This is a genomic window from Glycomyces arizonensis DSM 44726, assembly GCF_000482705.1.
GTDB classification, from domain to species: domain Bacteria; phylum Actinomycetota; class Actinomycetes; order Mycobacteriales; family Micromonosporaceae; genus Glycomyces; species Glycomyces arizonensis.
The window spans coordinates 301,966-325,805 of record NZ_AXWO01000003.1; the positions used below are offsets into that span (position 1 = coordinate 301,966).

A 23,840-nucleotide genomic window follows, 5' to 3' on the forward strand; every position below is an offset into this window, starting at 1 on the left:
ATCGTCGTGCGCGGCGCGCGCGAGCACAACCTCAAGGACGTCGACCTCGACCTTCCCAGGGACTCCCTGATCGTCTTCACCGGCCTGTCCGGCTCGGGCAAGTCGTCCCTCGCCTTCGACACGATCTTCGCCGAGGGGCAGCGCCGCTACGTCGAGTCGCTCTCGGCCTACGCCAGGCAGTTCCTCGGCCAGATGGACAAGCCCGACGTCGACTTCATCGAGGGCCTGTCCCCGGCCGTGTCGATCGACCAGAAGTCGACCTCGCGCAACCCGCGCTCGACGGTCGGCACCATCACCGAGATCTACGACTACCTGCGGCTGCTCTACGCGCGCGTCGGCGTCCCGCACTGCCCGCAGTGCGGCGAGCCCATCGGCAGCCAGACGCCGCAGCAGATCACCGACCAGATCATGGCCCTGCCCGAGGGCACCCGCTTCCAGGTCCTCGCCCCGGTCGTGCGCCGCCGCAAGGGCGAGTTCGTCGACCTGTTCGACGACCTCCAGCAGCAGGGCTACGCCCGCGCCCGCGTCGACGGCGAGGTCTACGCCCTCACCGACGTCCCGAAGCTCAAGAAGCAGGAGAAGCACGACATCGAGGTCGTCGTCGACCGCCTCGCCGTCAAGCCCTCCTCGGTCCAGCGCGTCACCGACTCGGTCGAGTCGGCCCTGGCGCTCGCCGACGGCGTCATCGAGCTCGACTTCGTCGACCTGCCCGAAGGCGATCCGGGCCGCAGCCGCCGCTTCTCCGAGAAGCTCGCCTGCCCCAATGACCACCCGCTCGCCCTCGACGAACTCGAACCGCGCACCTTCTCCTTCAACGCGCCCTTCGGCGCCTGCCCGGTCTGCCACGGCCTCGGCCAGCGCCTGGAGGTCGATCCGGAGCTGGTCATCCGCGACCAGGAGGCCTCGGTGCGGGACGGCGCGCTCGCGCCGTGGTCGTCGGTCGGCATGGGCGACTACTTCCTCTACCAGATCGTCGCCCTCGGCGAGGCCGTCGGCTTCGACGTCGACACGCCGTGGGCCGACCTGCCCGACCGCGCCCAGAAGGCCATCCTGTTCGGCCACGGCGACACCCTCCACGTCTCCTACCGCAACAAGCGCGGCCAGAGGCGCTCCTACGAGACCCGCTTCGAGGGCGTCGTGCCGTGGGTCGAACGGCGCCACCACGAGACCGACTCGGAGTGGACCCGCGAGAAGTACGAGCAGTTCATGCGCGAGATCCCGTGCTCGACGTGCGGCGGCGCCCGCCTCAAGCCCGAGGTCCTGGCCGTCACCGTCGGCGGCAGGTCGATCGACGAGGTGTGCAACCTCTCCATCAGCGACTGCTCGGTGTTCTTCTCGGCCCTGGAGCTGTCCGACCGCGACACGATGATCGCCGCTCCCATCCTCAAGGAGGTCATCGCCAGGCTCCAGTTCCTGCTCGACGTCGGCCTGGAATACCTCAACCTGGCGCGCGCCGCCGGGAGCCTGTCCGGCGGCGAGGCCCAGCGCATCCGCCTGGCCACCCAGATCGGCGCCGGGCTCGTCGGCGTCCTCTACGTCCTCGACGAGCCCTCGATCGGGCTCCACCAGCGGGACAACAACCGGCTCATCGCCACCCTCGAACGGCTGCGGGACCTGGGCAACACGCTCATCGTCGTCGAGCACGACGAGGACACCATCCGCGTCGCCGACCACATCGTCGACATCGGGCCGGGCGCGGGCGAGCACGGCGGGTCGGTCATCTACGCCGGTCCCGTCGCCGGGCTCACCGAGGCGCCCGGCTCGATCACCGGTGACTACGTCGCCGGGAGGCGCCACATCGAGGTGCCCGCGGTGCGCCGCAAGCCCTCGAAGGACCGGCAGCTCGTCGTCAAGGGCGCTCGGGAGAACAACCTCAAGAACATCGACGTGGCCTTCCCCATGGGCTGCATGGTCGCCGTCACCGGCGTGTCGGGCTCGGGCAAGTCCACTCTGGTCAACGAGATCCTCTACAACACGCTCGCCGCCCAGATCAACGGCGCCAAGCTGGTCGCCGGGAAGCACCGCACCATCGACGGCGTCGACGGGGTCGACAAGGTCGTGGGCGTCGACCAGTCGCCGATCGGGCGCACCCCGCGCTCGAACCCGGCCACGTACACCGGCGTGTTCGACAAGGTCCGCAAGCTGTTCGCGGGCACGCCCGAGGCGAAGGTCCGCGGCTGGGGTCCCGGCCGGTTCTCCTTCAACGTCAAGGGCGGGCGCTGCGAGGCCTGCGGCGGCGACGGCACGCTGAAGATCGAGATGAACTTCCTGCCGGACGTGTACGTGCCGTGCGAGGAGTGCGGCGGCGCGCGGTACAACCGCGACACGCTCAAGGTCCACTACCGCGGCAAGACCATCTCGGACGTCCTCGGCATGCCGATCGAGGAGGCCGCCGAGTTCTTCGAGCCGATCCAGTCGATCCACCGCCACCTCAAGACCCTCGTCGACGTCGGCCTGGGCTACGTGCGGCTCGGCCAGCCCGCGCCGACGCTGTCGGGCGGCGAGGCGCAGCGTGTGAAGCTCGCCTCGGAGCTCCAGAAGCGCTCCACCGGGAAGACGGTCTACATCCTCGACGAGCCGACCACCGGCCTGCACTTCGAGGACGTGCGCAAGCTCCTCGGCGTGCTGGACGGCCTGGTGGACAAGGGCAACACGGTCATCACCATCGAGCACAACCTCGAAGTGATCAAGTGCTCGGACTGGGTCATCGACCTCGGCCCCGAGGGCGGGGACAAGGGCGGCACACTGGTGGCGACCGGCACGCCCGAGAAGGTCGCCGGCATCGAGGCCAGCCACACCGGGGCCTACCTGAAGCCGCTGCTGGCCAAGGAATAGCGGCTTCGCCCGAGCGCCGCCCGTGTCGCTCGCGGCGGTGAGCGCCGCCGCGTGCGAGCATCTGCGGCATGCTCATCGCCGGTGCGGCTGCGGCCGCGCTCCTCGTCGGCCCGGGCCTGAGCCGGTGCGTCGCCCTGGCCACGGACCGCAGGCCCGATCCGCGCCTGTTCGCCGCGGTCGCGTTCGCCGCCGCGCTGCTGGTCGCCTGGCGTGCCGAGAGTCCGCTGCACGGGGCGGCGCTGGCCTTGACGGCGGCGATGGGGATCGTCGCCGGTTGGATCGACGCGTACGAGCGTCGCCTGCCCGATGTGCTGGTGCTGCCCGCGTATCCCGCGGTGGCGGCGCTGCTGCTGGCCACCGCCGACCCTGACGCCATGCTGCGCGCGGCGGCCTGCGCCGGGGCCGGGGCGGTCCTCTACCTCGCGGGACACGCCGTCGGCCAGGTCGGCTTCGGCGACGTCAAACTCGCGGGCCTGCTCGGCCTCGTCCTCGGCTGGACGTCGTGGGAGGCCGCCGCCATTGCCGTGGTCGCGGTGGTCGTTATAGGCGGTATGCAGGCAATTGCGGTGCTCGCATTGCGACGAAGTGAATTCCCATTGGGGCCCGCAATGCTGCTCGGCGCTAGTGCCGCCCTTGTAATTACAAACATGGGCATTACTCACTAACGATGCGTCAACAAATAAAATGCCGCGACACTTGGTAAATCCAATGAAATCAGGTGAAAGTTGCATATAGTCATGACCGGTTCTGCAAATCGGGACCGACCATCGAAATCGAAATCGATTAAGGGAGCGTTCATGCTTCAAAAAGCTCTTAAGGGCGCCGCCGTCGCCGGTGCCTCGGCTGCCCTCGCCGTCGGTATGGCCTCGCCCGCCATGGCCGGAGGCTCCGACTACACGTACGACCCGGATGACTTCGGCGGAGTCAACCTGCTGTCGAACTTCTGCCTCGACGTCACCGACCTCCTCGACGTGGTCGACGTGGACGTTCTCACCATGACCGGTGGCAACAACTGCAGCTTCACCGACAGTGAGATCCACGCCAACGGCAACGACGTGGACCTCGACGACGACGAGGGTCACCACCACCACCACTGGGACGACTGATCACGTCGTAACACGTTGACGAGGGGCGGTCCGAAATCGGACCGCCCCTCGTTCGTGTCATGCCATCCAGACGTATGGCATCCAGTCGTACGTCATCCGGCCGTGCAGGTCACCGACGACGGTTCGAGCGCCGCTCGGCCGTCCGTTCCGCCGATGAACCCGAAGGTGTACTCCTGGCCCGGCTGGAGCGGATAGCCGCCGCCGAGGTTGCTCGCCGTCACCAGGTGGCCCTCCTGGACCACGTCGGCGCTCCAGGACTGCTCGAGCGTCTGCCCGGTCGGCATCGCCCAGCGCACCGTCAGCGACTCCAGCGGCTCGTCACCGGTGTTGGTGACCACCACCTGGGCGTTGTACCCGTCGTCCCACGAGCCGTTGACGGTGTACTCCACCGCGCACGAGGGCGAGGCCGCCGTGGCCGTCTGGTTGGCCGCGAAGTTCGCCACCTGCGCCAGCGGGGCGTTCCAGTTGATGGTGAGCTCGTTGGTCGAGAACGACCCGATGTCGTCGATGTAGCACATCTGCGGAGCGCAGCCGGGGAGCCACCGCTGGGCCTCGGGGTCCCACGTCGCGGCGTCCGAGTTCGGGCCGCCCGAGAGCGTCCCGTCCGGCGGGTGCGGCAGGGTCGGGTCGAGCTGGTGGGCGTACCAGCGGGTGTGCTGGTTCTGCGAGTAGTGGCTGCCGTAGCCGGTCACATAGGAGTTGCCCATAGCGTTGCGGCCGAGGATGTAGTCCAGTCCGCTCAGGACCCCGTCGCGGAACCGCTGCTCCCCGGTGAGGTCGTAGGCGGCGCCGACGACGACCATCGCGTTGAGCACCGAGCTGTTCGAGCCCCATGCGAAGTTGCCGTCGTTGCCGTAGGCCAGGTCCCACGGACTGGCGGCCTGCTGGTCGAGGAAGTCCTCGGCCCCGGCGACGACCTGGTCGACGATCGCCTGGCGGTCCGGCAGGTCGTTGGGCACCAAGGCGAGGTCGAGCTTCCCGAGCTGGGCGACCGACGCCCAGCCGAACGGGGAGGCGAACACGTCGTCGGCCCCGTGCAGCTCCGAGCCGGCCAGGTAGTCGGCGTACGGCTGCTCGCCGGTGGTGATGAACAGCTCGGCCGCGGCCCAGTAGAACTCGTCGGTGACGTTGTTGTCGCCGTAAGGGCCGCCTCCGGCGGGGCTGGTGAGCGGCGCGTAGATGTCCGGGTGCGCCAGCGCGGCGGCCCACGCGGTCTCGGCCGTGCTCAGGCACTGCGCGGCGAAGTCGGCGTCGTACGGCGCGAACAGCCGGGCGCACTGGGCGCCGGCGGCGGCCACGTTCAGCGTCGCCGCCGTCGAGGGCGGGTAGAGGTAGCGCGGCTGCGGGTCGTCGGCGGGCAGGAGCGGCAGCCCGGTCCAGGCCTCGTCGTGGACCTTGTGGTGGACCATCCCGGCGAGCTCCTCACCGGCGGGCACCTGCATGCTCAGCAGGAACTCCATCTCCCAGCGGGCCTCGTTGAGGACGTCGGGGACGTCGTCGCCGTGCTCGGGGAGGCGCAGGCTCCCGTCCGCCAGGCGGGCCGGATCGCCGCCGGGGGCGTTCAGGGCCCGCTCGTAGACGCTCATGACCTGCGCGGCCGAGATGCCGCCGTTGACGACGTACTTGCCGTGGTCGCCCGCGTCGTACCAGCCGCCGGAGACGTCCAGGGTGTAGTCGCAGGCGTCCTCGAAGCACGGCACCGAGACGTCGCCCTGGTTGGGCGCGACGCCGACGTGCCCGGCCTCGCGGCCGTAGCCGGGGGCGATCGCGTCGTCGATGGCGATGCCCGAGCGCTGCGGGTAGTAGAACGAGAGGGCGTCGGCGGCCAGGTCCGAGTAGATGTCGCCGCCGATCGCGAACGGGTAGGACGTCTCGCCGTCGGCGGTGAGGGTGAAGTCCGATCCGGTCGCGGTCACCGACGAGAAGTCGATGGTGTGGACCGAGGACCCCGAGGTGGCGTCCTCACCGTGGACGGCCGTCTCACCGGTGGCGACGACCTCGCCCGCCGCGTCGGCGAGCTCCCAGGCGACCGGCTCGGTCGCGTCGGTGACCACGGTGGCGTGCTTGGGGCCGTCCGGCAGGTAGCCGACCTGGTTGACACGCACGCGCGGCCCGGTGTCGGGCTCGTAGACGGGCGGTTCGGCGTCGGTGAGCAAGGCGACCTCCGAGATGCAGAGCTGCCAGGGTACGTCGCTGCGGCCGATCTGGAAGGCCAGCTGGGCGTCGTCCCAGGTGGCGTTCGAGGTGAAGGTGTAGCTGTAGGTCTGCGGCTCGACGTCGAGGAGCGGGAACTCCTCCATCTGCATCGGCCAGGGGTCGACGTCGCGTTGGACGAGCGCGCGGACGCTGAGAGGCGTGGAAGCCCGGGCGGTGAACTGCAGCTCGTAGGATTCGCCCTCGGTCAGCGGGACGTCGTTCTGGCCGATGATGGCGTCCCAGGCGTTGACCGTTCCACCCGGCACGTCGAGGCACCATTCGCCGTCGGCGACGGCCCCGGTGAGGTTGGCGGTGTGCCACCACGGGTCGGTGCCCGAGGCGAAGTCGCCGTTGATGATGAGGTTGGTCGGCTCTTCCTCCTGAGCGTAGGCCGTGGTGACCGCGGCGGCCGAGAGCGCCAGGGCTCCGGCGGTGGCCGCCGCGAGGACGGCTCGGCGCGGTATTCGTGAGGGTAGATGGAGCAGGCGCGGCATGGTGTTCCCTTCAAATCAACATTGGGAGCGGTACCAACGCACATCCTGTCATCTTTATCGATCAATGTCAATAGACGGATTTAAGGAGATCGATGCAGAGGGGTGCTCGGGATGCGGAGGGGCGCTCAGGCGAGCACGGGCCCGCTCGTGCCGCGGACGAGCAGCTTCGACTCCAGCTTCAGGTACGCCCCCGCTTCCCGCGCGCCGCGGAGCTGCTCGTCGGCCGCCCGCACCGCCAGGTGCGCCAGCCTCGGCACGTCCTGGCGCACGGTCGTCAGGTCGATGTGGCTGAGCCCGGCGATGTGGCTGTCGTCATAGCCGACGATGGAGACCTGCTCAGGGACCTTCACGCCCGCGCGGGTGAAGACGTCGAGCAGGCCGATGGCGCACTGGTCGTTCGAGGCGAACACGGCCGTCGGCAGCGGTCGGCCCTCGGCGAGCATCGCCCGGGCCGCCTCGCTGCCCGCCTCCTCGGTGTGGTTGCCGGCGATGACGCGGATGCGGTCGGCCAGCCCGTGGGAGCGCATCGCATCGCGGTAGGCCCGGCGGCGCTCCGGCGCGCCCGGCCGCGAGCCGCCACTGACGTGGACGATGTCGCGGTGGCCCAGGCCCACGAGGTAGTCGATCACCGACCGCGCGCCGGGCCGGTCGTAGGAGGTCACGACGTCGAGCGGCGCGCCCGGGAGGTGGCGGCCGACCACGACGGTGGGGATGCGCCGGGCGATCGCGGTGACGTCGGCGTCGGGGATGGTCGGGCCGCACAGCAGCAGCGCCTCGCTGCGGTGCCCGATGAGCGCCTCGATCGCCTTGTGCTCGTCGCGCGTGGGGACGGCCGCGCTCAGCACCAGGTCGTAGCCGAGCTCCTCGGCGGCCGGGTAGATCGCCTCGACCAGGTCGACGTGGTAGGGGTTGCGGGCGGTGAAGAGAACGCCGAGCACCTTGCTGCGGCCCCGCGCCAAGAGGCGCGCGGCCATGTCCGGCCGGTAGCCGAGCTCGGCGGCGGCCGCGAAGACCCGCTCGCGGGTCTGGGGGCTGGCGCCCGGCTGGCCTCGGAACACCAGGGACACCAGTGCCCGCGACACGCCCACCTTCGCGGCCACGTCGGCCATGGTGGGCTTGCGCGACCGCGGTGCCGGGGCGCGGTCGGATTGGGATCGCGGTTTTCGGGGGTTCATCGCATCGTTTCCTTCCGATACGGACGAGTCGAACCGTGAGGGGCGCGCGGGGAGGCGCGGAGATGTCATTCTATCCCCGCGAACAGCCGAAACTAGCGCGCTCCAGTCACGCGGAGGCCACTGTGGCCACTGAGGCGACCATATTCACTTGAGCCGCCGCCGGCCGCGCCCGTAGGCTCAGACGCATGTCAGTGCGCGAAAGGCTCAAGCAGGACCTCAAACAGGCCATGAAGGAGCGGAACCGGCCGGCCGTCTCCGCGATCAAGTCGGCGCTGTCGGCCATCGACAACGCCGGGGCCGTCGACGCCGTGCCGGTCGACTCCGCCGCGCCGCTCGGCCCCGCGGGCCTCGCCGCCGACGTCCCGCGCCGCGAGCTGACCGAGGACGAGGTCGTCGCCATCGTCCGCGCCGAGGCCGACGAGCTGCGGGCGGCCGCCGAGGAGTACGAGGGCTACGGCAAGGGCGAGCGCGCCGAGGAGCTGCGCTCGGCCCTGCGGGCCCTCGCGCCCTACACCGGCGCCGCCTGAAGCTCAGCCGGTGGGACACCCGTCCCACCAGGTGCGCGATCGCGGCGGCCGGGGTGGCAGACTTGAGGCGTGTTGCGATGGATGACAGCTGGAGAATCACACGGACCCGAGCTCGTGGTCACCCTCGACGGCCTGCCCGCGGGCGTCGAGCTGACCACCGGCGCCGTGGCCGCCGAACTGGCCCGCCGCCGCCTCGGCTACGGACGCGGCGCCCGCATGAAGTTCGAGGCCGACCAGGTCGGCTTCATCGGCGGCGTCCGCCACGGCCGCACCCTCGGCTCGCCCGTCGCCATCAAGGTCGGCAACACCGAGTGGCCCAAGTGGGAGCAGGTCATGGCCGCCGACCCCGTCGACGAGGCCGTCCTGGAAGGACTCGCCCGCAACGCGCCCCTCACCCGCCCCCGGCCCGGCCACGCCGACCTGGCCGGGATGCAGAAGTACGACCACGCCGACGCCCGCCCCATCCTCGAGCGCGCCTCCGCCCGCGAGACCGCCGCGCGCGTCGCCGGAGGCACCGCCGCCAAGGCGTTCCTGAAGCAGGCCTTCGGCATCGAGATCGTCTCCCACGTCAAGGCCCTCGGGCCCGTCCGCGTCAAGGACGGCACCGTCCCCGCCCCGGCCGACGCCGAGGCCGTCGACGCCGACCCGATGCGCTGCCTCGACCCCGACGCCTCGGCCCGCATGGTCGCCGAGGTCGACGCCGCCAAGAAGGACGCCGACACCCTCGGCGGCGTCGTCGAGGTCCTCGCCTACAACGTCCCGCCCGGCCTGGGCTCCCACGTCCAATGGGATCGCAAGCTCGACGCCCGCCTCGCCACCGCGCTCATGTCCATCCAGTCGGTCAAGGCCGTCGAGATCGGCGACGGCCTCATGCAGGCGAGCGTCCGCGGCTCGGCCGCCCACGACGAGATCGTCCCCGGCGCCGCAGGCGTCGAGCGCCTCACCGACCGCGCGGGGGGCCTCGAAGGCGGCATCACCACCGGCCAGCCCGTGCGCGTCTCGGCGATGCTCAAGCCGATCTCGTCCCTGACGAGGCCGCTGCGCACCGTCGACACCGCCACCGGCGAGGCGGCCGAGGCCATCAACCAGCGCTCCGACGTGTGCGCCGTCCCCGCCGGGGCCGTCGTCGCCGAGGCGATGGTCGCCTACGTCCTCGCCGAGGCCGCCCTCGAGAAGTTCGGCGGCGACTCCGTCGCCGAGGCCAGGCGCAACTGCGAGTCCTACCTCGAGCACCTGCGGGTGAAGTGATGGGACTCGTCGTCATCGTCGGCCCGCCCGGCTCGGGCAAGACCACCGTCGGCACCGCGCTCGCCGAGCGCCTCGGCACGACCTTCCGCGACACCGACGCCGACATCGCCGCCGCGGCCGGCAAGCCGATCCCGGACATCTTCATCGACCACGGCGAGGACCACTTCCGCGCGCTCGAACGCGAGGCCGTGCGCCGCGCCGTCGCCGAGCACGACGGCGTCCTCGCGCTCGGCGGGGGAGCGGTCATGGCCGAGGCCACCCGCAAGCTCCTGGCCGACGTGCCCGTCGTCCACCTCCTGGTCGACCTCGCCGACGCCGTCAAGCGCACCGAGATCGACCGCGGCCGCCCGCTCCTGGCGGTCAACCCGCGCGCCACGCTCCGCAGGCTCATGGACGAGCGCCTCCCGCTCTACCGGGAGGTCGCCGACATCGAGATCGACACCAGCGGCAGGGCCGTCGAGGACCTGGCCGCCGAGATCGCCGGGAAGCTCGCCACCCGCACCGTCACCGTGCACGACGCCGAGGCGCCCTACCCGGTCCTCATCGGACGCGGCGCCGTCGAGCGCCTGCCCGAGCACCTGGGCCGCGCCTCCCGCGTCGCAGTCCTCCACACCGCCAGCACCGCCGCCCTCGCCGAACGGGTCGGCTCGCTCGCGCCCGAAGGCGTCGAGACCACCCTCATGGAGATCCCCGACGCCGAGGACGGCAAGTCGATCGCCGTCGCCGAGCAATGCTGGGAAGCGCTCGGCGCCGAAGGCTTCACCCGCACCGACCTCGTCGTCGGCGTCGGCGGGGGAGCGGTGACCGACCTGGCCGGGTTCGTCGCGGCCTGCTGGCTGCGCGGCGTGGCCGTCGTCCACGTCCCCACCTCGCTGCTCGGCGCGGTGGACGCCGCCGTGGGCGGCAAGACCGGCGTCAACACCGCCGCGGGCAAGAACCTCGTCGGCGCCTTCCACCCGCCGAGCGCGGTCCTGGTCGACCTCGACAACTTCGCGACCCTCCCGAAGCGCGACCTCGCCGCGGGCATGGCCGAGATCGTCAAGGCCGGGTTCATCGACGACCCGGCCATCCTCGAACTCATCGAGCGCGACCCCGAGGCCGCCCTCGACGCCTCAGGGCCCGTCCTGGCCGAACTGGTCGAGCGCGCCATCGCCATGAAGGCCCGCGTGGTCGCCGCCGACCTCAAAGAGGGCGGCCTGCGCGCGATCCTCAACTACGGGCACACCTTCGCGCACGCCATAGAGAAGCTCGAGCACTACCGCTGGCGCCACGGCGACGCCGTCGCCGTCGGCATGGTCTACGCCGCCCACCTCGGCGCCATCACCGGCCGTATCGACCTCGTCGAGCGCACGAGATCGCTGCTCTCGGCGATCGGCCTGCCCGTCACGTACGAGGCCGGCCGCTGGGACGAGATCAGCGCGGTCATGAAGATCGACAAGAAGAACATCGGCGCCACGCAGCGGTTCGTGCTGCTGGACGCGCTCGGCCGGGCCGTCGTGGTCGACGACGTGACCGCCGAGCAGCAGCGCGAGGCGTATGGGAGACTCACCGCTTGACATCCTTCACCCGCCTGTGGGCGGGCTGTTCCCGGCTTGCGGTCCGCTTGGGGCGGGCCGGCTACGGTTGGGTTCCCGTTTCGACGGGCCGTGCCGGGCATGCCCGGTCTTACCGGCCCTCCGCGGGCGTTTCAGGTGTCCGCATGCCCTGCGGCCACCAGGCGTTTGCCTTCACGTCTGATGTTGATCTCGGCGTTGGCGTCCCGGTCGTGGACCGCCCCGCATCCGCACGCCCATTCCCGCACCGACAGACCCTCCAGGCCCTTCGGGCCGGTCAACGCCCCGCAGGCCGAGCACAGCTGCGTGGACGGGAAGTACCGGTCAATCCAGGCGAAGGTGCGCCCGGTGCGTGCGGCTTTGGATTCGAGCCGGGCCAGGAACATACCGAGTGCGGCGTCATGTACGGACTTCGATGCGCGGCAACGCGCCAGGCCCTTGACGCACAGGTCTTCGACGTACACGGCTTGGTTCTCGCCGATGATCGCCTTGACCTGTTTGTTAAGCCAGTCGTCTCGCTTTGCTCGGGTCTGCTCGTGAAGGCGCGCCACTTTGAGCCGAGCCTTCTCCCGGCGTGCCGACCCCTGCTGCTTGCGCGAGAGGGCGCGCTGGGCCTTTTTCAGTTTTCGCTCCGCCTGGCGGAAGAACTTCGGCGACTCGATCGTCTTCCCGCCGCGCAGCACAGCGAAGGACTTGAGCCCGAGGTCGATGCCGGTCTCGGCCTCGGGGTCGGCGATCGGCTCGGCCATCTCCGTACCGTCGTCGACAGCGACGACGAAGCTCGCGTAATATTTCCCGGTCGGGGTCTTGATGACCGTCACGCTGGAGGGCTCTGCGGGCAGTTCCCGCGACCAGGCGATTTTGAGTTCGCCGACCTTCGCGATGTACAACCGGCCGTTCGCCTTCAGGGTGAATCCGCGCCGCGTGTACCGGGCGGTCTGTGTGTTCGAGCGGCGCTTGAACCGCGGCGGCCCGATCCGGCCACCGGCCCGCTTGCCGGTCAGGGAGTCGAAGAAGTTCCGGTACGCCTGATGGCAGTCGCGCAGCGCCTGCTGCAACGGCACCGTGGAGACCTCGGCCAGCCAGGCCCGCTCGGGAGTGCGTTTCGCCGCGGTGATGAGCCGCTTGTCCAGCTCGGCCGTCGATGGGTAGGCCAGCTGCGAGCGGTGCGCGGCCTTGCGGGCGGCCACGGCGTCGTTGTACACCACCCGAACGCACCCGAACACCCGCGCCAGCGCCTGGCGCTGCGGGCGGGTCGGGTAGATCCGAAAGGAGTACCGAAGATGCACGCGAGCAACCGTAGCCAAGAGGTACGACATTCCCTCGTCCCCAGGCTCGCTGGCGCAGGACCGCGGGCAGACGATCACCCCGGTTTCCTTCCAGCCCGAAAAGACGGGGCATTCTCTGGGAGGACCGCGTGAAGACGTACGTGCTCAACGGCCCCAACCTCAACCGCCTCGGCAGGCGCGAACCGGCGATCTACGGCTCGCAGACGCTCGACGACCTCGCCGAGCTGTGCCGGGGGACCGGCGCCGAGCTCGGCCTGGAGGTCGACTTCCGGCAGACCAACGCCGAGCACGAGCTCCTCGAATGGCTCCACGAGGCCGCCGACGAGCAGACCTCGGTGGTGCTCAACGCCGCCGCCTGGACGCACACCTCGGTGGCCGTCGGCGACGCCTGCGCGCAGCTGACCGCGCCGCTCATCGAGGTCCACCTGTCCAACGTCTTCACCCGCGAGCCGTTCCGCCACCACTCCTACGTCTCGGCGCACGCCGTCGGCGTCATCGCGGGCCTCGGCTTCGGCGGCTACACCGCCGCGCTCCGCCACCTCGCCGCCCTCTGACGGCACGGCGGCGCTCAGGTCGGCGGCGCGAGCGCGACCGGATGGCCGTTCTTCCAGACGGCGGCGACGCCGTAGGAGCCGATGACCCGGTCGGGATCGGTCGTGTCGAACAGGACCAGGTCGCCGCGGCGGCCTTCGGCGATGCGGCCGCGGTCGTCGAGACCGAAGACGTCGGCGGTCTTGGAGGTCGCCCCGGACAGGACCTCCTCGGTGGACAGTCCGGCGCCGGCGAGCAGCTCCATCTCGTGGTGGACGCTCACCCCGGCGATGGTCGGGGCGTTGCTGAGGTCCGTGCCGACCAGCAGTTCCACGCCCGCCGAGCGGACCGCCTCGATTGAGGCGTCGGTCCGGTCCCGCCACCATTCGAGGTCGGCCACGGCGCAGAACTCGAACACCCGCTCAGCGTCCCGCTCCTGCAGACGGTCGAGCCGTTCGGCGACCGGATGGTCCGGATCGAGGAACCGGGTGGCGTCGTGCTCGCACCGAGCCGGAGAGGCGACCGTCAGGGTGGCGACGACCGGGATGCGCCGCTCCGCCATCAGCTCCACCGCCTCCTGCGAGACGGCCTCGCCGACCGGCAGGTGGGCGAGGACGTCGACGTCGGCTCTGGCCGCCGTCAAGGCGTCCTCCCAAGTGGAGACGTGAGCGACGGCGAGGCGGTTCCGGGCGTGGGCGGCCGCTGCCGCCGCCGTCGCCTGGTCTTGGTCCAAGGTGGGCATCTCGCCGGTCCCGGCGATGAACAGCTTGAGGTAGTCGGCCCCGGCCGCGAACCGGTCCTCCACGAAGCCCGCCACGTCATCGAGCCCTTCGACGACCGGCGCGTCCGGCGTGATCTGGGTCGGGTGGCCGCCGGGCACGGTCATGCCCCAGCCCGCGAACCAGATGTCGGCGTACGGGGACTCGTCCAGGGAAGTGCGGGCCTCGCGCGCATCGGCGTCGGCCTCGCCGTGCATGTCGAGCATGGCCGTGACGCCGAACCGGAGCGAGGCGGCGGCGTAGACGGTCGAGGAGTGCGCGTGCGCGTCGATCAGGCCGGGCAGCAGGACGCGGCCGCCGCAGTCGAACACCTCGAGGCCCTCGCCGTCCAGGCCGCGGCCGACCTCGGCGACCATGCCGTCGCGGATCGCGACGCTGTCGTGCTCGGTGAACCGCTCGCCGTCGAAGACCACGGCGTTGGCCAGCAGCGCCGCTCCGCCGGTGCCGCTCGTGTCGGAACCGGTGCCCTCGCAGGCGGCGGTCAGGGGCACGGCCAGTCCCGCGGCCAGGAGGCCGCGTCGCGAGAGGTGCGGGGCCGTGGGCCTCCCGCCGGGGTGGTCGGACGTCGGGGCGATGCCGTCAATATATCGCGGCGGCCCGCCCGCGAGGGTCCGGCCGCTCGCCGGGCAGGGCTGCGTGCCTGGACACAGCCGACTCGCCTGCCCGGTGGCGCGCCGACGATGGCCGCTACTATTGATCGCCGGTCCGCTCAACAACCTCTATCGAAAGAGACTTACGCCCGTGGCAACCACGAACGACCTCAAGAACGGCATGGTGCTCAACCTGGAGGGCCAGCTCTGGCAGGTCCAGGAGTTCCAGCACGTCAAGCCCGGTAAAGGCCCGGCGTTCGTGCGCACGACCCTGAAGCAGATCCCCTCCGGCAAGATCGTCGACAAGACCTTCAACGCCGGCACCAAGGTCGAGACCGCCACCGTCGACCGCCGCACCATGAACTACCTCTACAAGGAGGGCGAGGACTTCGTGTTCATGGACATGGAGACCTACGACCAGTTCCCGATCATGCCCGCCCTGGTCGGCGAGGCCGGCAAGTGGATGCTGGAGAACTCCGAGGCCACCGTCGCCATGCACGAGGGCAAGGCCCTGTACGTCGAGATCCCGGCCTCGGTCGAGCTCACCATCACCTACACCGAGCCGGGCCTCCAGGGCGACCGCTCCTCGGGCGGCACCAAGCCCGCCACCGTCGAGACCGGCGCGCAGGTCAACGTGCCGCTGTTCATCGAGAACGGCGAGAAGATCAAGGTCGACACCCGCGACGGCAAATACCTCTCGCGGGCCTAGGCGCAGTGGGGAAGAAGCAGACGCAGTCCGGTCCCCTCACCGCGCGTACGAAGTGGCGCATGCGCGCCGTCGAGATCCTCTACGAGGCCGAGAGCCGCGACGAGCCGGTCGAGACCGTCCTCCGCGAGCGTGCCGACCGCGCCGCGGCCGACCCGGAGGCGCCCCGGCTCCCGGCCTACGCCGAGCAGCTGGTGCGCGGCGTCGCCGACCGCATCGACGGGATCGACGAGGCGCTGCGCGAGGCCGCGTCCGGCTGGGCGATCGAGCGGATGCCCGCCGTCGACCGGAACGTGCTGCGGGTGGGCCTCTACGAGATCCGGTTCGTCGAGGACGTCGACGTGCCGGTGGCCATCAAGGAGGCGCTGCGCGTGGCCGAGCAGATCGGCTCCTCGGACGACCCCTCGTTCGTCAACGCCGTCCTCGACAGGGCCGCCCGCCTGAAGTGGAACGACGAGTCCGATGAGGACCACGGCTCCGAAGACTGAGCCTTGGAAGCACGACGGCCGGGACGCCCGTGAGGGCGGCCCGGCCGTGTCGTATGTGCACTGGTTTTTGGGCACTGCCTGTGTGCCGCACGCCGTCCCGGCGTGCCGCGCCACCGGCGCCGGCCCAGGCCGCAGGGGATCGGTGTTGCGGCCCGGCCGTGTGGCCGCCGACTGCTCGTCGGCGGTCGGCGGGAGTCACGCCCCCACCTCGAATCGATTCGTTCCTCAGAAGACCCGCTAGGGCCCCAACGGCACTGAATCGTTTTACTCGGCGCTGCCGCTACTCGTCGGCGGCGAAGAAGGCTTGCAGGTCGTGCACCAGGACACCGAAGTCCTCGAGCTTCTCGATCAGGCCGGAGGGCGTGGTCGAGTAGATGACCGCCAGGGTGTAGAGGTCGTCGGCGCGGATGGAGAGGATCCGGCCGTTGTAGTCGCCGCGGCGCTGCTGGATCGAGCGCGCCAGCCTGGCGACGTGCTCGAGGTCGGCGTCGGGGTGGTCGTACAGCGCCTCGAGGTTGAGGACGATCTTCTCGGGCTGCTCGATGGGGAGCGGCACGCCCTCCGGCAGCAGTTCCGAGACGGGGATCCGGTAGAAGTCGGCCAGCTCGGCGAGGCGGCTGACGGTGATGGACCGGTCGCCCCGCTCGTAGGAACCGATGACGACGGCCTTCCACTTGCCGCCGGACTTGTCCTCTACGCCTTGCAGCGACAGCCCCTGCTGCATGCGGATGTCACGCAGCCGGTTGCCGAGCGCCTTGGCGTATTCAGATGTCGCCATGTGGGATCAACTCCAAGTTTTCGGTACGGGAGGAATCCTATTGTTGACTACAGTCGGTTACCAACGGCCGTTGGGGTCCCCGAAACTAGTGTTCTTCGTCGCGTAAGGCCCGCTCAACCGGTTTCCAAACCTTACTAAATCAGTCATACGGGTGTCTTTCGGTGCCGTCTGCGACCGCTCCGCCTTCACGCTCTGTTACGGGCAACGTAAGATGGCTCCCGACGAAACCGTTCTTTAACAGACCGTCCAGTGAGGCGGAGAAGGAGGTTCGCGTGGCTCACCCTGCCCGCAGTGCGCCCTCCGGAGGCCCGGACCGGCCGCCGGGAGGCAAACGGATCCTGGCCACCGACGACATCGGCCGCATCCTCGACCGCATCGCCCACCAGATCCTCGAGAAGACCAAGGGCGCCCCCGACACGATCCTGCTCGGCATCCCCACCCGCGGCGTGGCGCTCGCCGGGCGGCTCGCCGACCGCATCCGCCGCTTCGGCGACGTCGACGTCCCCGCCGGAACCCTCGACATCACGCTCTACCGGGACGACCTGCGCCGCCACGCGCTCCGGCCGCTCGGACCCACCGACCTGCCGCCGTCCGGAGTGGACGAGCAGCGCGTCATCCTCGTCGACGACGTCCTGTACTCCGGCCGCACCGTCCGCGCCGCCCTCAACGCGCTGTACGACCTCGGCCGCCCCGCGCAGGTGCAGCTGGCGATCCTGGTCGACCGCGGCCACCGCGAACTGCCGATCCGCGCCGACTACGTCGGCAAGAACATCCCCACCTCCAGCGCCGAGAACGTCGTCGTCAGCCTCACCGAGTACGACGGCTCCGACTCGGTGGTCCTCACCGGAGGCGAGGACCGGTGAAGCACCTCTTGACGACCAAGGACCTCACCCGCGACGAGGCCGAGCTCATCCTCGACCTCACCGGCCAGATGGCCGACGCGGTCTCCGGCCGCGAGGTCCCCAAGCTCCCCACCCTGCGCGGGCGCACCGTGGTCAACCTCTTCTACGAGGACTCCACCCGCACCCGCACCTCCTTCGAGACCGCCGCCAAGCGCCTGAGCGCCGACGTCGTGAACTTCTCCGCGAAGACCTCCAGCGTCAACAAGGGCGAGAGCCTCAAGGACACCGCGCTCACCCTCCAGGCCATGGGCCCCGAGGCCGTGGTCATCCGCCACCCCGCCTCCGGCGCGCCCCAGCGCCTCACCCAGTGGGTCGACGGCGCGGTCCTCAACGCCGGGGACGGCACCCACGCCCACCCCACGCAGGCCCTGCTCGACGCCTACACCATGCGCCAGCGCCTCGGCGGCGTCGAAGGGCGCACCGTCGCCATCGTCGGCGACATCCTCCACAGCAGAGTCGCCCGCTCGAACGTGTGGTTGCTGACCAAGCTGGGCGCCCGCGTGCGCCTGGTCGGCCCGCCGACGCTCCTGCCCACCGACATCGACGCCTGGCCCGTCGAGGTCTCCTACGACCTCGACGCCTCCTTGCGCGACGCCGACGCGGTCATGATGCTGCGCGTCCAGCGCGAGCGCATGAACGACGCGTTCTTCCCCACCGCCAACGAGTACGCGCGCCTCTACGGGCTCGACGAGCGGCGCCTGGGCCTCATGCCCGGCCACGCCGTCGTCATGCACCCCGGGCCGATGAACCGCGGCATGGAGATCGCCGCCCGCGTCGCCGACTCCCCGCGGGCCACCATCACCGAGCAGGTCGCCAACGGCGTCTGGGTCCGCATGGCCGTGCTCTACCTCCTGCTGACGAACGGAGCGACCCGATGACGGAATCCACACTCATCAAAGGCGCCGACATCGTCGGGCGCGGCAGGGCCGACGTCCTCGTGCGCGAGGGCCGCATCGCCGAGATCGGCACCCCGAGCGCGGCCGGAGCCGCCGTCGTCGACGCCGACGGCCTCGTCCTCCTGCCCGGCCTGGTCGACCTCCACACGCACCTGCGCGAGCCCGGCCGCGAGGACGCCGAGACCGTCTACACCGGCACCCGCGCCGCCGCCAAGGGCGGCTACACGGCCGTGTGCGCCATGGCCAACTCCTACCCCGTCGCCGACACCGCCGGCGTCGTCGAGCAGGTCGCCGCGCTCGGCCGCGCCGCCGGCTACGCCGACGTCCAGCCCATCGGCGCGGTCTCGGTCGGGCTCGGCGGCGAGCGCCTCGCCGAGATCGGCGCCATGGCCGACTCGGCGGCGAAGGTCCGCATGTTCTCCGACGACGGCCACTGCGTCGCCGACGCCCGCCTCATGCGCCGGGCCCTGGAGTACGTCAAGACCTTCGACGGCCGCATCGCCCAGCACGCCGAGGAGCCGCGCCTGACCGAAGGCGCCCAGATGAACGAGGGCGCCGTCTCCGCCGAGCTCGGCCTGCCCGGCTGGCCCGCCGTCGCCGAGGAGGCGATCATCGCCCGCGACGTGCTCCTGGCCGAGCACGTCGGCGCGCGGATCCACTTCTGCCACGTCTCGACCGCCCGCTCGGTCGAGATCATCCGCGAGGCCAAGGACCGCGGCGTCGCGGTCACCGCCGAGGTCTGCCCGCACCACCTGCTGCTGACCGACGCGAGGGCCCACACCTACGATCCGGTCTACAAGGTCAACCCGCCGCTGCGCGGTGACGGCGACGTGGCCGCCCTGCGCGCCGCGCTCGCCGAAGGCGTCGTCGACGCCGTCGCCACCGACCACGCCCCGCACGCCCCCCAGGACAAGGACTGCGAGTGGTCCGCGGCCCGGCCGGGCATGCTCGGCCTGGAGACGGCCCTGTCGATCACCGTCGCCGCCCTCGGCGGCCCCGAGAGCGTGGACTGGGACCTCGTCGCCGAGCGCACCTCGCGCACGCCCGCCCGCATCGCCGCTCTCGCCGCGCACGGCCGCGACCCCGAGCCGGGCCTGGAGGCCAACTTCACGCTCGTCGACCCCTCCCGGTCCTGGACGGTAGTGCCGTCCGAACTGGCGTCCCTGTCACAGAACACCCCCTACGCCGGGATGGAACTCCCGGTCACGATCCAGGCGACGTTCCTGAGAGGACGCGCCACCGTACTCGACGGCAAGCTCGCCGAGACCGCAGAGGAGAACCAATGAGCAGCCGCGCACCCGCGATCCTCGTCCTCGAAGACGGCCGCGTCTTCCGCGGCGAAGCCTACGGCTCGGTCGGCGAGACCTTCGGCGAGGCCGTCTTCTCAACCGGCATGACCGGCTACCAGGAGACGCTCACCGACCCGTCCTACTACGGGCAGGTCGTCGCCCAGACCGCCCCGCAGATCGGCAACACCGGCTGGAACGACGAGGACGACGAGTCCCGCCGCATCTGGGTCGCCGGCTACGTCGTCCGCGACCCCTCCCGCGTCACCTCCAGCTGGCGGGCCAAGCGCGGCCTCGAAGACGAACTGGCCGCCCAGGGCGTCGTCGGCATCTGCGGCGTCGACACGCGCGCCCTCACCCGCCACCTGCGCGAGGCCGGAGCGATGCGGGTCGGCATCTCCTCACAGGACACCGACGAGGCCGCGCTCCTGGCGAAGGTCGAGAACGTCCCCCACATGGCCGGGGCGAACCACGTCGGCGCGGTCACCGCCTCCGAGCCCTACACCTACGAGGCCGAACAGACCGAGTACACCGTCGCCGCCCTCGACCTGGGCATCAAGCGCAACACGCCGCGCCGCCTGGCCGAGCGCGGGATCACCACCACCGTCTACCCGGCCTACGCGACGGTTGAACTCCTCCTCTCGGGCAACCCCGACGCGGTGTTCCTCTCCAACGGGCCCGGCGACCCCGCCACCGCCGACCACCAGGTCGAGCTGACCCGCGAGCTGCTGCGCCGCAAGGTGCCGGTCTTCGGCATCTGCTTCGGCAACCAGATCCTCGGCCGCGCGCTCGGCCTGGACACCTACAAGCTCAAGTACGGCCACCGCGGCATCAACCAGCCCGTGCTCGACCGCCACACGAACAAGGTGGAGATCACCGCCCACAACCACGGGTTCGCGCTCGCACCGCCGGAGTCGGGCGAGTTCTTCGACACCGAGTTCGGGCGCGTCCAGGTCAGCCACGTCTGCCTCAACGACGACGTCGTCGAGGGGCTCACCTGCCAGGACGTCCCGGCCTACTCCGTCCAGTACCACCCCGAGGCCGCCGGCGGTCCGCACGACGCCGACTACCTGTTCGACCGCCTCACCGCCTTGATCGACGACAGCAAAGGGGCCGACACCGATGCCTAAACGCGACGACATCCACCACGTCCTGGTGATCGGCTCCGGCCCCATCCAGATCGGCCAGGCCTGCGAATTCGACTACTCCGGCACCCAGGCGTGCCGCGTCCTGCGCGAGGAGGGCATCAGGGTCACCCTGGTCAACTCCAACCCGGCCACGATCATGACCGACCCCGAGTTCGCCGACGCCACCTATGTCGAGCCGATCACCACCGAGGTCATCGAGCAGGTCATCGCCCGCGAGAAGCCCGACGCGCTGCTGCCGACCCTCGGCGGCCAGACCGCCCTCAACGCCGCCGTCGCCCTCGCCGAGGCCGGGATCCTCGAGAAGCACGGCGTCGAGCTCATCGGCGCCGACCTCGACGCCATCGGGCGCGGCGAGGACCGCCAGCAGTTCAAGGACGTCGTCATCAAGGCCGGCGGCGACGTGCCGCGCTCGGCCGTCTGCCACACCATGGACGAGGTCCGCTCCACCGTCGCCGACCTCGGTCTGCCCGTGGTCATCCGGCCCTCGTTCACCATGGGCGGCCTCGGCTCCGGCATGGCCCACACCTGGGAGGACGTCGACCGCATCGCCGGAGGCGGCCTGGCCGAATCGCCCACCACCGAGGTCCTCATCGAAGAGAGCGTCCTCGGCTGGAAGGAGTACGAGCTCGAACTCATGCGCGACCGGGGCGACAACGTCGTCGTGGTCTGCTCGATCGAGAACATCGACCCCATGGGCGTCCACACCGGCGACTCGGTCACCGTCGCCCCCGCCATGACCCTCACCGACCGCGAGTACCAGCACATGCGCGACCTCGGCATCGCCGTCCTGCGCGAGGTCGGCGTCGACACCGGCGGGTGCAACATCCAGTTCGCGATCGACCCGGCCGACGGCCGGATCATCGTCATCGAGATGAACCCGCGCGTCTCGCGCTCCTCGGCGCTCGCGTCGAAGGCCACCGGCTTCCCGATCGCCAAGATCGCCGCGAAGCTCGCCCTCGGGTACACGCTCGACGAGATCGCCAACGACATCACCAAGGCCACCCCGGCCGCGTTCGAGCCCGCGCTCGACTACGTCGTGGTCAAGGTCCCGCGCTTCACCTTCGAGAAGTTCCCCGGCGCCGACCCCACGCTGACGACCACCATGAAGTCCGTCGGCGAGGCCATGAGCCTGGGCCGGACCTTCCAGCAGGCCCTTCAGAAGGCCCTGCGCTCCACCGAGACCAAGGCCGCCGGGTTCTGGACGAGACCCGACCCCGAGGGCGCCACGCTCGAGAGCACGCTCGAAGCGCTGCGGACACCGCACGACGGGACGCTCTACACCGCCGAGCGGGCCCTGCGCCTGGGCGCCACCGTCGACGCCGTCCACGCCGCCTGCAAGATCGACCCGTGGTTCCTCGACCAGATCGCCCAGCTGGTCGACCTGCGCGCCGAGATCCAGGCCGCGCCCGTCATCGACGCGGCGCTGCTGTGGAAGGCCAAGCGCGCGGGCTGCTCCGACGCCCAGATCGCGGCCCTGCGGCCCGAGCTCGCCGGTGAGGAGGGCGTGCGCCGCCTGCGGCTGCGCCTGGGCCTGCGCCCGGTCTACAAGACCGTCGACACCTGCGCCGCCGAGTTCGCCGCCGACACCCCCTACCACTACTCGACCTATGAGGACGAGACCGAGGTCGCGCCCTCCGACCGCCCCAAGGTCATGATCCTCGGCTCGGGCCCCAACCGGATCGGCCAGGGCATCGAGTTCGACTACAGCTGCGTCCACGCCGTCCAGGCGCTGCGCGAGGCCGGCTACGAGACGATCATGGTCAACTGCAACCCCGAGACCGTCTCCACCGACTACGACACCGCCGACCGCCTCTACTTCGAGCCGCTCACCTTCGAGGACGTCACCGAGGTCCACGCCGCCGAGCACGAGTCCGGCCGCGCCGCGGGCGGCCCCGGCGTCGTCGGCGTCATCGTCCAGCTCGGCGGCCAGACCCCGCTCGGCCTGGCCGACCGGCTCGCCTCGGCGGGCCTGCCGATCGTCGGCACCTCCCCGGCGGCCATCGACGCCGCCGAGGACCGCGGCGTCTTCGGACGCCTGCTCGACGAGCTCGGCCTCGCCTCGCCCGCGAACGGCACCGCCACCTCCTTCGAGGAGGCTCGCGACGTCGCCGACCAGATCGGCTACCCCGTGCTCGTGCGGCCCTCCTACGTCCTGGGCGGACGCGGCATGGAGATCGTCTACGACGAGGACTCGCTCGCCGGGTACATCTCCCGCGCCACCGAGGCCAGCCCCGAGCACCCGGTCCTGGTCGACCGCTTCCTCGACGACGCCGTCGAGATCGACGTCGACTGCCTGTGCGACGGCGAGGACTTCTACCTCGGCGGCGTCATGGAGCACATCGAGGAGGCCGGCGTCCACTCCGGCGACTCCTCGTGCGCGCTCCCGCCGATCACCCTCGGCGGCGCCGTCATCGAGCGGATCCGCGAGTACACCGCCAAGCTCGCCTTCGGCATCGGCGTGCGGGGGCTCATGAACGTCCAGTACGCCGTCAAGGACGACCAGCTGTACGTCCTGGAGGCCAACCCGCGCGCCTCCCGCACCGTCCCGTTCGTCTCCAAGGCCACCGCCGTCCCGCTCGCCAAGGCCGCCGCCCGCATCGCCATGGGCGCGCGCATCGCCGAACTGCGCGAGGAGGGCATGCTGCTGCCCGAGGGCGACGGCTCCGACGCCGGGCCCGACTCGCCCATCAGCGTCAAGGAGGTCGTCCTGCCGTTCAAGCGCTTCCGCACCGTCGAAGGCGCCGGCATCGACGCGCTCCTGGGCCCGGAGATGAAGTCCACCGGCGAGGTCATGGGCCTGGGCGGCTCCTTCGGACTCGCCTTCGCCAAGGCCACCCTCGCCGTCTACGGCAGGCTCCCCTCGGCCGGGAAGGTCTTCGTCTCCGTCGCCGACCGCGACAAGCGGGCCGTCGTCCTCCCCGTCAGGCGCCTGGTCGACCTCGGCTTCACCGTCTACGCCACCAAGGGCACCGGCCTGGTGCTCAAGCGCCACGGCATCGACTCCACGCCCGTCTCCCGCCACTCCGGCGAGAGCGCCCCGGCCGGGACCGACGCGGTCGGCCTCATCGCCTCCGGCGAGGTCGACCTCGTCATCACCACGCCCTCGGCCTCCTCGGGGCCGCGCACCGACGGCTGGGAGATCCGCTCGGCGGCCGTGGTCGCCGACGTCACGTGCGTCACCACCATCCAGGGCGCGGCGGCCGCCACCATGGGCATCGAGGCCGCCGCCAGGGGCGAATTGACCGTGGCGCCGCTCCAGGAGCTCCACCAGCGGCTGCGCGGCTGAGCGGTTACTCGGCGAATAGGTGTATAC

19 protein-coding genes are annotated in these 23,840 nt (G+C 70.8%); 14 read left to right on the forward strand and 5 right to left on the reverse strand.

What is annotated here, in order from left to right; all coding sequences use genetic code 11:
• From uvrA to H613_RS0105740, 3 genes are all read left to right on the forward strand, one after another.
• Positions 1-2,835 carry an excinuclease ABC subunit UvrA gene (gene uvrA, locus H613_RS0105730; protein ID WP_035736570.1) on the forward strand — a complete coding sequence of 945 codons (2,835 nt, stop codon included), beginning with the start codon at positions 1-3 and terminating at the stop codon, positions 2,833-2,835.
• Between the two features lie 68 nt (positions 2,836-2,903).
• Positions 2,904-3,500, forward strand: a complete 597-nt coding sequence (locus H613_RS24625) for a prepilin peptidase (RefSeq protein ID WP_051392994.1) — start codon at positions 2,904-2,906, stop codon at positions 3,498-3,500.
• 132 nt (positions 3,501-3,632) lie between these two features.
• Entirely contained in the window at positions 3,633-3,941 is a 309-nt protein-coding gene (locus H613_RS0105740) for a hypothetical protein (RefSeq protein WP_156925843.1), read from the forward strand.
• A gap of 92 nt (positions 3,942-4,033) precedes the next feature.
• Here H613_RS0105740 and H613_RS0105745 read toward each other — a convergent pair whose 3' ends face one another.
• Together H613_RS0105745 and H613_RS0105750 are read right to left on the reverse strand one after the other, a co-directional pair.
• Complete coding sequence (locus tag H613_RS0105745) at positions 4,034-6,631, reverse strand: glycoside hydrolase family 9 protein (RefSeq protein ID WP_084546377.1); 2,598 nt, start codon at positions 6,629-6,631, stop codon at positions 4,034-4,036.
• Positions 6,632-6,756: 125 nt separating this feature from the next.
• Positions 6,757-7,740, reverse strand: coding sequence for a LacI family DNA-binding transcriptional regulator (locus H613_RS0105750; protein ID WP_026923067.1), 984 nt, complete (start codon positions 7,738-7,740; stop codon positions 6,757-6,759).
• A gap of 251 nt (positions 7,741-7,991) precedes the next feature.
• On the opposite strand from H613_RS0105750, the gene H613_RS0105755 reads away from it, so the two are divergent.
• The 3 genes from H613_RS0105755 to aroB all read left to right on the forward strand — a co-directional run bounded on the left by H613_RS0105755 (position 7,992) and on the right by aroB (position 11,137).
• Entirely contained in the window at positions 7,992-8,333 is a 342-nt protein-coding gene (locus H613_RS0105755) for a GatB/YqeY domain-containing protein (protein WP_035736326.1), read from the forward strand.
• A 69-nt stretch (positions 8,334-8,402) separates the two neighbouring features.
• On the forward strand, positions 8,403-9,581 hold the full coding sequence (gene aroC / locus H613_RS0105760) for a chorismate synthase (RefSeq protein ID WP_035736328.1): 1,179 nt from the start codon (positions 8,403-8,405) through the stop codon (positions 9,579-9,581).
• Positions 9,581-11,137 carry a 3-dehydroquinate synthase gene (gene aroB / locus H613_RS0105765; protein ID WP_026923070.1) on the forward strand — a complete coding sequence of 519 codons (1,557 nt, stop codon included), beginning with the start codon at positions 9,581-9,583 and terminating at the stop codon, positions 11,135-11,137. The genes aroC and aroB overlap by 1 nt, the downstream gene beginning before the upstream one ends.
• Before the next feature lie 131 nt (positions 11,138-11,268).
• On the opposite strand, the gene H613_RS0105770 is transcribed toward aroB, so the two are convergent.
• Positions 11,269-12,423, reverse strand: coding sequence for an RNA-guided endonuclease InsQ/TnpB family protein (locus H613_RS0105770; RefSeq protein ID WP_026923071.1), 1,155 nt, complete (start codon positions 12,421-12,423; stop codon positions 11,269-11,271).
• Positions 12,424-12,551: 128 nt separating this feature from the next.
• On the opposite strand from H613_RS0105770, the gene aroQ reads away from it, so the two are divergent.
• Entirely contained in the window at positions 12,552-12,977 is a 426-nt protein-coding gene (aroQ, locus tag H613_RS0105775; protein ID WP_026923072.1) for a type II 3-dehydroquinate dehydratase, read from the forward strand.
• Between the two features lie 14 nt (positions 12,978-12,991).
• On the opposite strand, the gene H613_RS0105780 is transcribed toward aroQ, so the two are convergent.
• The gene (locus H613_RS0105780) at positions 12,992-14,224 is read right to left on the reverse strand and encodes an amidohydrolase family protein (protein WP_026923073.1); all 1,233 of its coding nucleotides are present in this window, start codon (positions 14,222-14,224) and stop codon (positions 12,992-12,994) included.
• Positions 14,225-14,474: 250 nt separating this feature from the next.
• Between H613_RS0105780 and efp the strand changes: the two genes are divergently transcribed.
• On the forward strand, positions 14,475-15,032 hold the full coding sequence (efp, locus tag H613_RS0105785) for an elongation factor P (protein WP_026923074.1): 558 nt from the start codon (positions 14,475-14,477) through the stop codon (positions 15,030-15,032).
• Between the two features lie 5 nt (positions 15,033-15,037).
• Positions 15,038-15,517 (forward strand): transcription antitermination factor NusB, encoded by a 480-nt coding sequence (gene nusB, locus H613_RS24630; protein ID WP_281171178.1) that lies wholly within the window; start codon positions 15,038-15,040, stop codon positions 15,515-15,517.
• 280 nt (positions 15,518-15,797) lie between these two features.
• Here nusB and H613_RS0105795 read toward each other — a convergent pair whose 3' ends face one another.
• Complete coding sequence (locus H613_RS0105795; protein WP_026923075.1) at positions 15,798-16,295, reverse strand: transcriptional regulator; 498 nt, start codon at positions 16,293-16,295, stop codon at positions 15,798-15,800.
• A gap of 272 nt (positions 16,296-16,567) precedes the next feature.
• On the opposite strand from H613_RS0105795, the gene pyrR reads away from it, so the two are divergent.
• From pyrR to carB, 5 genes are read left to right on the forward strand one after another with little or no spacing between them, the layout of a single operon-like run.
• A complete protein-coding gene (gene pyrR, locus H613_RS0105800; RefSeq protein ID WP_026923076.1) occupies positions 16,568-17,158 on the forward strand; it encodes a bifunctional pyr operon transcriptional regulator/uracil phosphoribosyltransferase PyrR in 591 nt (196 codons plus the stop codon).
• A complete protein-coding gene (locus H613_RS0105805; protein WP_026923077.1) occupies positions 17,155-18,075 on the forward strand; it encodes an aspartate carbamoyltransferase catalytic subunit in 921 nt (306 codons plus the stop codon). The genes pyrR and H613_RS0105805 overlap by 4 nt, the downstream gene beginning before the upstream one ends.
• Positions 18,072-19,379 carry a dihydroorotase gene (locus H613_RS0105810; RefSeq protein ID WP_026923078.1) on the forward strand — a complete coding sequence of 436 codons (1,308 nt, stop codon included), beginning with the start codon at positions 18,072-18,074 and terminating at the stop codon, positions 19,377-19,379. Before H613_RS0105805 ends, H613_RS0105810 begins: the two co-directional genes overlap by 4 nt.
• Positions 19,376-20,509, forward strand: coding sequence for a glutamine-hydrolyzing carbamoyl-phosphate synthase small subunit (gene carA, locus H613_RS0105815; RefSeq protein ID WP_026923079.1), 1,134 nt, complete (start codon positions 19,376-19,378; stop codon positions 20,507-20,509). Before H613_RS0105810 ends, carA begins: the two co-directional genes overlap by 4 nt.
• Complete coding sequence (gene carB, locus H613_RS0105820) at positions 20,502-23,813, forward strand: carbamoyl-phosphate synthase large subunit (RefSeq protein WP_026923080.1); 3,312 nt, start codon at positions 20,502-20,504, stop codon at positions 23,811-23,813. The genes carA and carB overlap by 8 nt, the downstream gene beginning before the upstream one ends.
• Positions 23,814-23,840: the final 27 nt, after the last annotated feature.